Source organism: Treponema denticola (genome assembly GCF_024400535.1).
GTDB lineage: Bacteria > Spirochaetota > Spirochaetia > Treponematales > Treponemataceae > Treponema_B > Treponema_B denticola_C.
In genome coordinates, this window is the sequence record NZ_CP038800.1 from 70,626 (window position 1) to 84,952 (window position 14,327).

Annotated in this window: 9 protein-coding genes and 2 tRNA genes; 6 read left to right on the forward strand and 5 right to left on the reverse strand. The window is 38.2% G+C overall.

Annotated features, from left to right (window positions below; translation table 11 throughout):
* The first annotated feature begins 65 nt into the window (after positions 1 to 65).
* From pheS to E4N78_RS00305, 3 genes are all read left to right on the forward strand, one after another.
* Positions 66 to 1,613, forward strand: a complete 1,548-nt coding sequence (gene pheS / locus E4N78_RS00295; RefSeq protein WP_255811140.1) for a phenylalanine--tRNA ligase subunit alpha — start codon at positions 66 to 68, stop codon at positions 1,611 to 1,613.
* 21 nt (positions 1,614 to 1,634) lie between these two features.
* Entirely contained in the window at positions 1,635 to 3,260 is a 1,626-nt protein-coding gene (locus tag E4N78_RS00300; protein ID WP_255811141.1) for an alpha-glucosidase, read from the forward strand.
* Positions 3,261 to 3,336: 76 nt separating this feature from the next.
* Entirely contained in the window at positions 3,337 to 4,326 is a 990-nt protein-coding gene (locus E4N78_RS00305; protein ID WP_255811142.1) for a lipoprotein TP_1001-related protein, read from the forward strand.
* Positions 4,327 to 4,365: 39 nt separating this feature from the next.
* On the opposite strand, the gene ftcD is transcribed toward E4N78_RS00305, so the two are convergent.
* Complete coding sequence (ftcD, locus tag E4N78_RS00310) at positions 4,366 to 5,265, reverse strand: glutamate formimidoyltransferase (protein WP_255811143.1); 900 nt, start codon at positions 5,263 to 5,265, stop codon at positions 4,366 to 4,368.
* 147 nt (positions 5,266 to 5,412) lie between these two features.
* Between ftcD and dnaE the strand changes: the two genes are divergently transcribed.
* Positions 5,413 to 8,862 (forward strand): DNA polymerase III subunit alpha, encoded by a 3,450-nt coding sequence (gene dnaE / locus E4N78_RS00315; RefSeq protein WP_255811144.1) that lies wholly within the window; start codon positions 5,413 to 5,415, stop codon positions 8,860 to 8,862.
* Between the two features lie 33 nt (positions 8,863 to 8,895).
* On the forward strand, positions 8,896 to 9,477 hold the full coding sequence (locus E4N78_RS00320; protein ID WP_255811145.1) for a YggT family protein: 582 nt from the start codon (positions 8,896 to 8,898) through the stop codon (positions 9,475 to 9,477).
* 14 nt (positions 9,478 to 9,491) lie between these two features.
* On the opposite strand, the gene E4N78_RS00325 is transcribed toward E4N78_RS00320, so the two are convergent.
* The 4 genes from E4N78_RS00325 to arcA form a co-directional block, all read right to left on the reverse strand.
* Entirely contained in the window at positions 9,492 to 11,204 is a 1,713-nt protein-coding gene (locus E4N78_RS00325) for a DUF5312 domain-containing protein (RefSeq protein ID WP_255811146.1), read from the reverse strand.
* An 89-nt stretch (positions 11,205 to 11,293) separates the two neighbouring features.
* Positions 11,294 to 11,365 (reverse strand) — tRNA-Glu (locus tag E4N78_RS00330).
* 16 nt (positions 11,366 to 11,381) lie between these two features.
* Positions 11,382 to 11,452 (reverse strand) — tRNA-Gln (locus E4N78_RS00335).
* Positions 11,453 to 11,530: 78 nt separating this feature from the next.
* Positions 11,531 to 12,763, reverse strand: a complete 1,233-nt coding sequence (arcA, locus tag E4N78_RS00340; RefSeq protein ID WP_255811147.1) for an arginine deiminase — start codon at positions 12,761 to 12,763, stop codon at positions 11,531 to 11,533.
* A gap of 128 nt (positions 12,764 to 12,891) precedes the next feature.
* Here arcA and E4N78_RS00345 point away from each other — a divergent pair, with 128 nt between their 5' ends.
* On the forward strand, positions 12,892 to 14,325 hold the full coding sequence (locus E4N78_RS00345) for a M20 family peptidase (protein WP_255811148.1): 1,434 nt from the start codon (positions 12,892 to 12,894) through the stop codon (positions 14,323 to 14,325).
* The last annotated feature ends 2 nt before the right edge of the window (positions 14,326 to 14,327 follow it).

Consider the following 14,327-nt stretch of genomic DNA (forward strand, 5'->3'; position numbering starts at 1 on the left):
GTACAAAGACTTAAAAATATGGTATAATCCTCTATCTTTTTTATAGAAGGAATCTCGGAGTAAACATGGACATAAAAAATATTATAAAAAACCTTCACCCTCTTGAAATTAAGGTATTAAAAAAATTCAAAAAAAATGAAGACCTTGATACAAAAACATTGGAACAGCAATTAGATTATAAAGAAGGTCATGCAAATCAGGTATTTTCATGGCTTCAAATGAAAAAACTTGTTCAAGAAAAAAGCAGAAAAACAAAGATTTTCTTTGAACTTACCGAACTGGGAAAAGATTTTGCAGAACATGGAATGCCCGAACAGCGAATTCTTTCTCTTTTAAAAGAAAAAGGCAAATTACGCCTTCCTGAAATTGCCGAAGCCCTAGGCCTTGCCAACAAAGATGTAGGCTCAGCCTTCGGAACCCTTTCAAAAGAAGGCGCCGTTAAAATGGACGAAGAAAAAAAAGCCTCCTTTGTTGCCGAGCCTTCTTCCGGCCGCTTAGAACTGCTAAAAAGCTTATTAAAAAAGGGAAAAGAAGCAGCCGATAATCTTCTTTCGGAAGAAAGCTTAAATGCCGAAGAGTTAAAAATAATAGCTACCATTGCAAAAAAACGCGGAGCCGCAGACAGCCCCTATAAGATTGTAGAGCGGGATTCGGTTGTTTACTCCTTTACGGATGAGGTAGAAGCCATTCAAAAAGAACTTGAAGCAGAGGGTATAACCGGAGATGAGACGGGACAGCTTACAGCCGAAAGCCTAAAAACCGGAAGCTGGAAAAATCAAACATTTAGAAGCTACAATATAAATCTTCCGCCTGCCCGTATAATTTCGGGAAGGACTAATCCCTATTGCGACTTTTTGGAGGGAGTAAAGGACAAGCTCGTAGGTTTGGGCTTTGAAGAATTTGACGGTCCTCTCGTAGAAACCGATTTTTGGAACTCGGATGCTCTTTTTATGCCCCAATTCCATGCTGCCCGCGATATTCATGACGTTTACTACATAAAAAATCCGACACATGCAAAGAGTATTGAAGAGCCCTTTTTATCCCGCGTTGCCGAAGTCCACGAAACAGGCGGAAATACAGGAAGCCGAGGCTGGAATTATTCCTTTGATAGAAACTTTACAAAGCGCCTCTTGCTTAGAAGCCAAGGCACGGTTCTTTCAGCCCATCAGCTGGCAAAGGCAAAAATACCCGGCAAATATTTCGGCATAGCCAGATGTTTCCGGTACGATAAGGTGGATGCTACCCACTTGTCCGACTTTTATCAAACCGAAGGAATAGTTTTAGGAGATGAGGTTAATTTAAAAACCCTTTTAGGCATCCTCAAAATGTTTGCTGTCGAAATAGCAGGCGCTACTGAGGTTAAATATGTCGGAGGCTACTTCCCCTTTACCGAACCTTCGATTGAAGTGCATATAAAACATCCCGTTTTAGGCTGGTTCGAACTTGGCGGCTCAGGTATCCTCCGCCCCGAAGTATCGAGAACAATGGGAGTTGATGTCCCCGTATTGGCTTGGGGAATAGGCATTGACCGAATGGCCCTTATGGCCCTTGGCTTAAACGATTTGAGAGAGTTATTCAGCTCGGACATTGAGGGAGTCAGGCTCAGGAAGTAAAAAGCTTATAAGGAGGCTCTTATGGAATGGTGGAATAAAAGGGTTTTTTATCAGATATATCCCAGAAGCTTTTGTGATGCAAACAACGACGGGATGGGGGATATTCAGGGTATTATTTCAAAATTGCCTTATTTAAAGGAACTGGGTATAGGGGCAATTTGGCTTTCTCCCGTAACCGCATCCTCCGATTATGATAACGGCTATGATGTTTCCGATTATTGCGATATAAACCCCAAATTCGGCACCATGGATGACTTTAAGGCTCTATTAAAAGAAGCGGATAAACTGGATATAAAGATTGTGATGGACTTGGTTATAAACCATACAAGCGATCAGCACAGGTGGTTTATCGAATCAAAAAATACCGAATCGCCCTACCATAATTATTATGTTTGGAAAGAACCTAGGCTTGTAAAGGGTAAAAAGCTGCCTCCCAATAACTGGGACAGCCTTTTTTTAGGTTCTGCATGGAAGTATTGCGAAGAAAACGGACTCTATTATCTTCACCTTTTTACCGAAAATCAGCCGGATCTAAACTATAACAATCCTGCGGTAATTGAAGAAGTAAAAAAGATATTGAAATTCTGGCTGGATATGGGTGTTGCCGGTTTCCGCTGCGATGTTATAAACTGCATTTATAAAACCTCTTATGAGGATGCAAAAAAAAGAAGGATTAAAACAGGCAAAGAGTTTTATCTTTCTCAAAAGGGCTGCCACGATATTTTAAAAGAATTAAATAGAGATGTCCTAAAACCCTACAATGCCTTTACCGTAGGAGAAACTATGGATGTTTCTTTAGAAGAAGCTAAAGATTTTATTCAGGACGAATTGACTCTTGTTTTTCCTTTTGAACACCACACAGGGGTAGACTGCTGGTTTCAAATTCCGGTTTTAAAACGGAAATATAAGCCTTTCCGAATGATTAAAATCTTAAAAAAATGGCAGACTAAAATGCCGTGGACTCCTCTTTTCTTTGAAAATCACGATCAGGCTCGTTCCGTTTCAAGGTTTGGGGATGAGGGAAAATACTATAAAGAAAGCGTCAAAATGCTCGCAGCGGTTCTTCTAACCCAAAAAGGAACGCCCTTTATTTATCAAGGCGAGGAAATCGGGCTTACCAATACCGATTTTAAAAGCATGGATGAAATCGATGATATAGCCACAAAGAATATTTATGACACACTCCGCCGTCTTAAATTCGGTAAAAAACGGGCATTTAAAATGACCATGAACTATGCCCGGGACCATGCAAGAACTCCCATACCTTGGGATGATTCAGAAAACGGGGGATTTTGTACCGTAAAGCCTTGGCTCCGGCTTAACGAAAAATATAAAGAGATAAATGTAAAGAAGAATCTTTCCGAGCCTGATTCTTGCTTTAACTATTACAAGAGGCTGATAGCATTGAGAAATACGGAAGAAGCCTTGCAGTCAGGCGATATAGAATTTGTTGATTTAGGAAAAGATATTTTTGCATATTACCGCAAAAAAGGCGATAAAACCTTTTTTATTGTTTCCAATATGTCAGGCAAGGCTCAGAAGATAAGTGAAGAGGTTAGAGGTCTTCCGATTCTATTTAATTATAGAAACTTTAACCCTCAACAAAAGGTATTACGCCCCTTTGAGTCTGTAATTACAAGAATTTAATAAGAATTCTTAAAAATAATTTTAATTTTTACTCTTAAACTCAAAAAAAACATAAAAGATAAGTAGGAGGTCTTATATGACAAAAAGATTCTTTTTACTTCTTATGCCTGTTTTGAGTTTATGTGTCTCATGCAGCGGAATGATTGAACAGCCGGGCTTTATTTCAATTTTTTCAGGAATTGATGACGGCATAACTCTCAAAAGCTTTGAACAGTCCCAAGATAATGAGATAAGCCTTATTTTTGAAGGCTCAGCGGATGATCTAAAAATACATGCGTTAAAAGACGGTGAAAAAGCCGTATGTTCTATTCAAAAGCTTGAGCCTCAAGAAAATGAGAATTCTAATCTTTCGATTTTTAAAGTTATTCCTCTGGTTCAATTTAAAATAGGTGAAGATTTTAAAATCTGCGGAACCATTAAATCAGGGCTAAATCAATCGCTTGATTTTGAGCTCCCATTTAAAGGAGCTAATAACAATCCTGCAGAACTTGTATTTTCTGCCTTAAAAGTCGGGTCTACCTCAAATCCGGGTTTTATAAAATTTAAAGTAAAAAAAAGAGGCAATCTATTCGGCTTCGAGCTTTTAAATACCGGAAATTTGAAGGAGGCAGACTACACATTTCCGCCATTCGAAGTAGAGGAAGGAAAAATAATTGTTTACCATTGGTTTTTACCCATAGACGGTTCAGAGCCTGAAGACGGCAGTCTTGCTTCATCTCATGGGTGCAATGCTTTAGACCAAGGAGAAGAGGCAATTTGCTTCTGGGGAAAATTCAAAAAATTTACACCCAAAAAAACAAATGCAGTCCTTATCAAGCAGCCCTATACCGGAGAGATTCAAGATGCAGTTTTATTTAGAAATCCTACAGACGAAAACTGGGGAAAACCGGAAGTTGAATATGCAGCAAATCAAGCATCTGAAAAAGGACTTTGGAAGCCTGACGGAGATATTTCAAATGCCGTACAGGCCAATATAACACCGGCAAAAATGATTAAAAGAGTCTCACTTGAACTAATAAATCACAATGCAGGAGATTGGAGTCTTACAAGTGCTCCCAAAAAATAGAAAAAAAGCCGATTACTTAACAGTAATCGGCTTTTCCATCTATTCAAGTAATCTTGCTTCAATGATTTGACTAAATTCAAAATTCTCAATTTGGAGATAATAAGAGGCTACATCCATTAAGGCAGCCATAGGTGTAAGTCCTACAATTTCAGTTCCGGCAACATTTACACCATAGCGTTTAGCTTCCATTTTTACCATTTCATATGACTGATAAAGAGATGTTTTTGTATAATCCGTCATATTCATAGAAACTTGAACAATACCGCGCTCGGAAAGATCTACTCCCATCGCTTTGACAAATCTCAAACCTCCGCCTATAAAACGGACCTTCTTTGCAATTTTATCAGCAATTGAAAGGTCATTGGTTGCCAAGTTTACGTTAAAGGCAACAAGGGGCATTCTGCAGCCGACAGCCGTAACACCTGCCGAAGGGTGAATTTCCGTTCCGCCGAAATCAGGCTTCCATTCAGGCAGCTTTACCTTTTCAGCCATGCCTTCAAACTGACCTTTTCGGATTGTAGAAAGATTTTCCCGATCAGGTGCTGAAGCCGATTTCTCATATAAGAATACCGGAATCTTGTGCTGTTCCCAAATCAGTTTTCCTACCTCTTTAGAAAGTTCAATACACTCTTCCATTGAAGAATTTTTAATCGGAATAAAGGGTACAACGTCCGTAGCGCCCATTCTGGGGTGAGCACCCTCATGCTTGCGTAAATCTATGAGGCTTGCAGCTATACCCACAGCTTCTACTACAGCTTTTTTTAACTCTTCAGGTTCTCCGATTACAGTTACAACAGAGCGGTTATGATCCTTGTCGGACTCATAATCAAGCAGTTTTACCTTTTCTTTTCCGCGGAAAGGGGCTATAATTTTTTCCAAAACTTCAGGATCGCGGCCGTTACTAAAATTTGGAACACATTCAATTATTTTATTCATCATAAAACCTCCTAATATTTGTATGGAATATACGGTTAGTCTAGCATAAAAAAAACACTTAGACAAGTCTTAAAAAAAAATAATATGTATCAAGAAGATTTTTTTCTAAGTCTTGCAAAAAAAAAAGTTTTATGGTAGTCTTAAAGCCTTATGGCTGACGATTTTGTTCATCTGCATGTTCATTCGGACTTTTCTCTCTTAGACGGAGCGGCTTCGGTTAAGGGCCTTGCTGCAAAGGCTGTCCAGCTGGGCCAAACGGCTCTTGCTTTAACAGATCATGGAAATATGTTCGGCGTTATAAATTTTTATAATGCTTGCAAAGAAAAAAATATCAAACCTATAATCGGCTGCGAGTTCTATGTAGCTCCTGATAGCCGTTTTGAAAAAAAAGAAACTCAGGGGAAAAAAAAGTATTATCATCTCATCCTATTGGCAAAAAACGAAACAGGTTACCGTAATTTAATGGTTCTTTGTGCAAAGGGCTATACCGAGGGTATGTACTATAAACCACGCATAGATGATGAAATTTTAGAAAAACATTCAAAAGGCCTTATATGCTTATCGGCTTGCCTTGCCGGAGAGCTCCCCGTTCTTTTACTCAACGGAGAAAAAGGAAAAGCTGAAGCCCATGTAAGAAAGTACCGCAAAATATTCGGCAATGAAAACTATTTTATCGAAATTCAAGACCATGGAATAGCTGAAGAAAAAAAAGCTTCAAAACTTTTAATCGAAATGGCTCGCAAAGTCGGCGTTCCTTTGGTTTTAACCAACGATATTCACTATATAGAACAAAAAGATTATATAGCCCAAGATATTCTCATGTGTATCGGCATGAAGAAGCTAAGAAGCGATACAAACAGAATGAAATTCGAAGGCAGTGAATTTTACTTTAAATCAGGAGAGGAGATGGCTAAGCTTTTTCCTGAATATCCTGAGGCTGCTTTAAACACTGTCCGGATAGCAGAAATGTGTAATTTAGAAATCCCCCAGCCGGGCCCCATTCTTCCGATATATAAGATTCCTGAAGATTTTAAATCAAAAGAAGATTATATCCGCCATTTGGCCGAAGAAGGTTTAAAAAAACGCTATCCTGAAATAACCGAAAAAATAACGGAAAGGCTCAACTATGAGCTTGATATAGTTATAAAAATGGATTTTGTCGGATATTTTTTAATTGTATGGGATTTTATAAACTGGGCAAAAAACAACGGTATTCCTGTAGGCCCCGGAAGAGGTTCGGGAGCAGGCTCCATTCTTGCATATTCTCTGCGTATCACCGATATAGATCCTTTAAAATACAATCTTCTTTTTGAACGATTTTTAAACCCCGAAAGAGTTTCAATGCCTGACTTCGATGTTGACTTTTGCTTTGAAAGGCGTCAAGAAGTAATAGACTATGTCCGTCAAAAATATGGAGATGAAAATGTCGGCCAAATAATTACTTTCGGTACCTTAAAACCAAAAGCTGTTGTAAAAGATGTAGGCCGCGTTTTAAATATTCCTCTTGCAGATGTAAATTCCATTACAAAACTCATACCCCCTAAGCCCTTAACCGACGGCATAAAAGAAGTTACGTTAAAATATGCCGTCGATGTGGTACCAGAACTAAAAGAAATGTCGGAAGACCCCCAATATAAAGAGCTCTTTGAAATCAGTATAGCTCTTGAAGGCCGCAATAGAAATTCCAGCTTACATGCCGCCGGCATCGTTATAGGTAAAACGGTATTAACCGACTATGTGCCCCTATATAAGGATTCAAAAACAGGAAAGGTTGCCACTCAATTTACAATGGACTTAATAGAAAACTGCGGTCTTGTAAAGATGGACTTTTTAGGTCTAAAAACCTTAACCCTAATAAAACATACCGAGGACCTTATCCATAAGCGCGGAAAGGAATGGGAAAAATTCTCCATCGCAGATATAGATTATTCCGACAGCGAAACCTTTAAAATGCTTAGTGAAGGAAAGGCTGCAGCCGTCTTCCAATTTGAAAGTCAAGGAATGCAAAATATTTTAAAAAGAGCAAAACCTTCAAAAATGGAAGACTTAATCGCCTTAAATGCCCTGTACCGTCCCGGCCCCATGGATTATATCAATCAATTTATCGAGTCCAAATTCGATAACACAAAAATAAAATATCCGGATCCATGCCTTGAGGATATCCTATCGGAAACCTATGGCGTTATCGTTTATCAGGAACAGGTTATGCAGGTAGCCCAAAGAATTGCGGGTTACTCTTTGGGTCAAGCCGATATACTCCGCCGTGCTATGGGTAAGAAAAAAATAGAGGTTATGAAAACCGAAAAAGAGAAATTTATTAAAGGTGCACAGGAAAAAGGATTCTCCAAAGAAGACGCTGATAGAATTTTTGAGATTCTTATTCCTTTTGCCGGTTACGGTTTTAATAAGAGCCATGCTGCAGCCTATTCGGTCTTAGCCTTTCAAACAGCCTACCTTAAAGCTCATTTTCCTGCAGAATTTATGGCGGCAAACTTAACTAACGAAATTACCTCAACAGATAAACTCCCCGAGTATATTTCAGAGGCAGAAAAAATGGGAATTAAAATTCTTCCCCCCCATGTAAATTTATCCGATCCCTATTTTAGCGTTTCTGCTGACGGAAATATAATATTCGGCTTATTGGGAATAAAGGGAGTAGGAATGCAGGCAGCCTATGAACTCGCAGAGGAAAGAAGCAAACACGGCAAATACAAGTCTTTTATAGATTTTTTAGAAAGAAACAATCTTCACACACAAAACAAGCGAAATCTTGAAGTAATGATTAAAACAGGATGTTTTGACGGTTTGGGAGAAGAGCGCTCTACATTGATGGTAAACTTAGATGCTTCTGTTGCTTATGCTTCTCAAAAAAAAGAAAATGAAAACACAGGACAAGGGAGCTTGTTTGAAGGTTCCGGCATAAAGGAATTTTCGGATTTTGTTTTTGAAAAAATAGAAGAATTCCCTCAAAAAGAAAAACTACGCCTTGAAAAAGAGCTTATGGGATTTTATATTTCCGGACACCCCTTGGATGAATACCGCAAAGTAATAAATAATTCCGCAACCTTAGATATTTCGCATCTTTCACGGGCAATATCTAAAAAAAAGTATATCCTTGTCGGAATGCTGACGGGAGTACGTCAACATCAAACAAAAAAAGGCGCAATGATGGGATTCGGATCTTTTGAGGATTTAAACGGTACAATAGATTTGGTGTTTTTTCCAAAAACTTGGGAAAAATACCGCCCAAGCCTCTTGCCTGAAACCGTTTGCGGCTTTGCAGGTTCTATAGACAACAGCAATGGAGATTCTCACTCCTTTTTGGTAGATGAGATCTTAGAAATCGATAAATTACAACAAAAAGCTTTAAGCGAAGTCCATATCGAGCTTGATCCCAATATAACTTCCAAAAAAGAATTAACCGGTTTAAAGGACTTTTTGTATGAAAGGACAGGAAACTGCGATGTTTATATTCATGCAAAGGATGAGGATACGGCTTATATAATTAAAACTTCGCCTCAAATCAGAATTCCGTCTACTCCGGAATTTATTGAAGAATTAAAAATGCAATTTGGAGTAGAACAAATTTGGCTGGAATAAAAAAATTGATTAAATTAAAAAAGAGAGGTTTATATGATATCGTCACTTTTTAGCACTTTAGGTTTCGCGGTAAAGATTTATTCTTATCTTTGTATTGTCTATATTTTTCTTTCATGGTTCGGATCCGGCTCCAATGGAGGGTTTCTTTACGAAATCTGTAATCCTTACCTGAGCTGGTTTAGACGATTTAGATTCACACAAATCGGATTGGTAGATTTTTCCCCCATTTTAGCTATAGGGATTTTATCTCTAATATCTAATCTATTGTTCCAAATCTCTGCACCACAAAGTTTTTCCATTTTGGGTATTCTTCTAAATCTCCTAGGAATTATTTGGTCTTTCTTTTCATTTTTACTAAATTTCTTTATCATAATATTGATAATAAGGCTAGTTCTTGACTTTTCAGAAAATTATCGGCACGGAAATTTTGCAGATATGCTGGATAGATTTTTGTCTCCGGTTTTTGTAAGAGTACATAAACTATCAGGCGGAAGATTTATGAGTCTACGGAAACAAATAATAGTATGTCTGATATTCCTAATAGCTATAAGATTTTTAATAGGAGCTTTTATAGGTTCATTAGGGGTAATGTTCAGCTATTTTAGATTCGTATAGGCCATATGTCAGCCTTATTTTGCTTCAGTCTCAAGCTTTTCGGTTAATGATAGAAGGTTGAGCATTGTATGGATTTGCTCCTTTACGGTTGCAACTTCTTCTCGAAAGATTCCGTTATTTGAACCTCCTATAGAAGCCCAGTTGGTAATAGTTGCATAAAGGCTTGTTTTCCCTCCGCCTAAGATTCCTGTCAAAATCAGCTCTATCGATTTTAAAGCTTCTATGCTGGAGTTTATAAGCTGCTTTGCTTCAGATTCTATCGTATGCATCAAACCTTCAATTTGATTTTTATTTTTTAAAGTAGCTGTTTTTTCAGCACGTATTTTTACAAATGTTGAACCGATATCTCCTGTAGGAGATAGGCGGTTTTCAAATTTTTCAAATTCTCCTTTACGATGCTCAAGAACATTATAAGAGGTAGTGTACTCATTTAAGTTTTCATGCCTATAAAAGCTTCCCTCTACTAAAATAGTTTTAAGGGTTTCTGAAACTCTTTGACTGTAGAATGCATAAAAAAATGTTTTTAAAAATAAGAAGGGCATTTCTTTTTTGAATTTACAATCTACCCATAAATTTCTCCAAGGGCAAAATTTCATAGAGTCCAAGTCTCCCACTTTTAACAAGTTAATCATTTGCACCTTTATATTGAATTTTTTTTGCTCATATGACCATGTAGACCATTTTTGATTAAAACGCTCATACCAAGCCTGTTTAAAATAAATAAACCAATCTTCTCCTCCGGTGAGTTTATAAGGAATCCAACTAATATCTTTTTTGATATAACGTGTAATATCAAGGAGGGGAACTTGTTTTAAAAAAATTCTTATTGTACCCAAGGCCTCTATCGCATCTTTTATAAATTCATCCGCCTCTTTTAACATCCGGCTGTCATCATCAATTATATTTTCTTGAGCATGCATTAAAAATAGAGCTTGAAGCAAATTATGCGGTATATTTTTTTTGGAATATAAAATTGATGAAAGGACTTCCATCTCAGGCTGTATTGTAAGAGCTTGGCATGTTGCATTTGTATCGGAAACCACGGCAAATCTTAGTAAGGTTTTATCCAGAGCTAAGGAACAAAATGATTTCATCCATTCAATAGCCTGAGCACATAAATACATCTCTCTTTTTTCTTCATCTGTTAAATTTGAAAAAACCGAATCTATTTTCCTTAAAAAACCTGTTCGTATATTTGCAGATACTTCGGAGCCGATTTTAATAGAAAAAGGGTTTGTTTCTTTCATAAGTTTTTCATAAGTTGCCGGAGAAACAAAGGAGCTTAGCAGCATATAAAAAGAACCCTTATCTGAATCATATGAAGAAAGCAAAGAGGTAAAAAATAATTGGGTTTTACGCAAGTTTTTCAATTCCTTATAAAAAACACCGGTATATACATTTTGGCTGATATTAATATATGAGCCTGCCGTTCTTTTAAGATTTTTGGCCATTCTTTTCAACAATTCCTCATTGTAGATAACCTTTAAGGGTATGGATCTCAAAAAAGCTCTTATTGAAAGCCATAGCCGTACAAAAAAAGGCTCATTAGATAGGCCTTCCGCCTGATGTTCTCTTATTTTTTCAGAAAAATTATCCTCTTTTTCTTCTTGCGGAACTGCTGAACTAAATTCATCCATGCTCTGCTGTATACTGTTTAGCAAAGACTGAGTCTCTTCTGTGGACAAGGATTTTACTAATTGGTCAAATGTTGAAAGACTTTTATCCATACACTTATATATTACCGTAAATTCTGAAAAAGTCTATAGGGGAATAAGGAAAGTATAAAGTTTTATCTAAAATCAGATCTTTTATACACCGGTCCCTACGGGAATCGAACCCGTCTTTTAAGATTGAGAATCTCATGTCCTAACCGATAGACGAAGGGACCAAAGTAAATTAAAAAATTCCCCAGGGAGGATTCGAACCCCCACAAGCAGAACCAGAATCTGCGGTGCTACCATTACACAACCGGGGAATAATTGAGGATTAACTATATCATCAAATCAAAAAAATGTCAATATAGCGATTTCTATTTACATATTTCCGATTTCTATTATTTTATATCTTCTCTCAATAAGGGCATGCTCATACAACGGGGGCCGCCGCGTCCGCGGGAAAGTTCACCGCAGGGCATTTCGAGAACTTTTAAGCCCTTCTTGTTTAAGATTTCGTTTGTAACATCGTTTCTTTCATAAACGACTATTGTGCCCGGGCTTACGCAGAGGGTATTGGAACCGTCATTCCACTGTTCGCGTTCGGCTGCAATCTTGTCGCCTCCGGCACATTGGATGAGCTCAATCTTTCCGGCTCCCGTATATTTTTCAAGAACTTTTTCTAAGGTAGAATCAATTTGTTTTACGCTAAGCTCTCCCTTTTTTGTTCCTCTTGTAATTTCAAAAACTCTTAAAGGACCTAGAATTCCCGGATGAATGGTAAACTTGTCAAAGTCTATCTGGGTAAAGACCGTATCCAAATGCATAAAGGCCCTGATAGCAGGGATTTGAAAAGCTAAGATCGTTTTTATCGGGGAATCCGAGTTATAAAAGATATTGTTTGCTATAGAATCGATGGCGTTGGCGGATGTCCTCTGTGAAAGCCCTATAGCCAAAACATCTTTACCGATATTTAAGATGTCTCCGCCTTCAATACTGGGAGCATCATAGCGGTTGTAAAATCTGTTTACCTTTCCGGCATATTCGGGATGATGCTCAAAGATGTATTCTCCGTAAATAGTTTCACGGCATCTTGTTACCGAGTACATTTTATTTAAGCTGACCCCGTTTCCTATACAAGCAAAGGGGTCGCGGGTAAAGTAGAGGTTGGGCATAGGGTTTATTATCATAGAGCCTGAATCCAAAACATAGTGCGAAAGCGAATGTGTATTCTTAAAGGGTATCTCATTTGCGTTTACGCCTTCCATTGTTTTTAGGATAAGTTCTTTCGGATCCTTGATTCCATTAAGAAAATCATAGATCATTTTTTGATAATATTCGGAATAGATGTCAGCTTCGTTAATATACTGCTTTATAAATTTTTCGCGGATTTCCGCACTTTGAGAAACAGCCTCAGCCGCCAAGTCTTCAAGATATACAACCTCCACCCCGTTTTTAGACAGAATATTGGCAAAAGCATCGTGTTCTTTTTGGGCCATTTTTAAAAATGGAATATCGTCAAACAATAGTTCATCAAGTTTATCGGGGGTAAGATTTAAAAGTTCCTTTCCGGGGCGGTGCAAGAGCACCTTTTTTAGTTTTCCTATTTCGCTTGTAACATTTATGACAGCCATGCAATTCTCCTAAAGTTTAATAATAATAGGGGATTGTACAAGATAAGGACAAAGAATTCAATACATACGGGGGGAAGATTTTTTCGATAGTTTATGCTATAATACAGAGTAAAAGAGGGAGAAACCTTATGAATTATTTTTACCTATTATTTTTGCTTCTTGTATTTCCCTTAGTTTTGCTGCTAAGGGCTCTCACATTTAAACCTAAAAAACAGAATAAACTTATCATAGAAAATGTCGATATGGACTTTGATAAGGCCATAAGCCGGTTTGCAGGGATGATAAAGATTCCTACGGTATCTCACGCCGATGTCAGTCTTGAAGACCCGTCAGTTTTTAAGAAATTCCAAGACTATCTGAACGATGCCTACCCTCTTGTTACAAAAACCTGCCCGCGCCGAATCTTAGGGCCTAAAGGACTCCTCTATCATTGGAAGGGCAAGGGCTCCGAAAAAGCCTCGGTTTTTATGGCTCATTATGATGTAGTTCCCGTAAATCGGGAGGGTTGGAGCCGAGATCCCTTCGGGGCTGAAATTATAGATAATGTACTCTGGGGACGCGGCACTTTGGATACTAAGTGTACCCTTTGCGGCGTAATGGAAGCCGCCGAGTATCTTCTTTCAAAGGGCTTTGTACCCGAACATGATATCTATCTTTCTTTTTCAGGGGATGAAGAACCGCACGGCCCAAGCTGCCCTGCAATAGTCGAAGAGCTTAAAAAAGAAAATATAAATGTGGAGTTTGTTCTTGATGAGGGAGGGGCCGTAGTTGAAGGCGTTTTCCCCGGCATCAAAGAAAGGTTTGCCGTAATAGGTATAGGAGAAAAGGGGCAGATGGATGTGGAGCTTTCGATGGAAAGTAAGGGCGGACACGCTTCAACACCTCCTAAGCACACGATTGTAGGTAAATTGGCTCAAGCCGTCTGCAACATCGAAAACAATCCCCTCCCCATGCATGTAACTCCACCGGTTTCGGCTATGTTCGATGTTCTCGGCCGTCATGCAGGCCTTGGAATGAGATTAGTCTTTGCAAACCTAAAAATTTTTTATCCCCTATTTAACATGCTTACCAAAAAAACAGGCGGAGAATTAAATGCTATGCTCCGCACCACAACAGCCGTAACAAAGATGGCCGGCTCTGATGCTTTTAATGTTATTCCGCCTAAAGCGAATATAGGAATCAATATCCGCTATTTAGCCGAGGACGGAAGAGAAAAGATTACTTCTCATTTTAAAAGAATAATAAAAAATGAGGATGTAAAAATTGAAGTCAAATACGATGAAGAACCCAGCCGATATTCAAAAATAGATTGCCCCGAATTTGAGCTTTTAAGCGATGCAATCAGACAGACTTGGGAAAAGACATTAGTAACTCCCTATCTGATGATGGCCTGTTCGGACTCCCGCCATTACTCAAAAATATCGGATAAGGTTTATAGGTTTTCTGCAATGCACCTAACAAAAGAAGAGAGAAGTTTAATTCACGGCAATGACGAAAGAATACGCTTGGACGAGTTTAAAAGAACTCTCGCATTTTTTGTACGAATAATGAATAAATTTTAATT

Coding starts and splice junctions, on each gene's coding strand:
- arcA (WP_255811147.1), bottom strand. CDS start 12,763: ATGGCTGTCATAAATGTTACAAGCGAAATAGGAAAACTAAAAAAGGTG.
- E4N78_RS00320 (WP_255811145.1), top strand. CDS start 8,896: ATGATATCGTCACTTTTTAGCACTTTAGGTTTCGCGGTAAAGATTTAT.
- dnaE (WP_255811144.1), top strand. CDS start 5,413: ATGGCTGACGATTTTGTTCATCTGCATGTTCATTCGGACTTTTCTCTC.
- E4N78_RS00325 (WP_255811146.1), bottom strand. CDS start 11,204: ATGGATAAAAGTCTTTCAACATTTGACCAATTAGTAAAATCCTTGTCC.
- E4N78_RS00345 (WP_255811148.1), top strand. CDS start 12,892: ATGAATTATTTTTACCTATTATTTTTGCTTCTTGTATTTCCCTTAGTT.
- E4N78_RS00300 (WP_255811141.1), top strand. CDS start 1,635: ATGGAATGGTGGAATAAAAGGGTTTTTTATCAGATATATCCCAGAAGC.
- E4N78_RS00305 (WP_255811142.1), top strand. CDS start 3,337: ATGACAAAAAGATTCTTTTTACTTCTTATGCCTGTTTTGAGTTTATGT.
- ftcD (WP_255811143.1), bottom strand. CDS start 5,265: ATGATGAATAAAATAATTGAATGTGTTCCAAATTTTAGTAACGGCCGC.
- pheS (WP_255811140.1), top strand. CDS start 66: ATGGACATAAAAAATATTATAAAAAACCTTCACCCTCTTGAAATTAAG.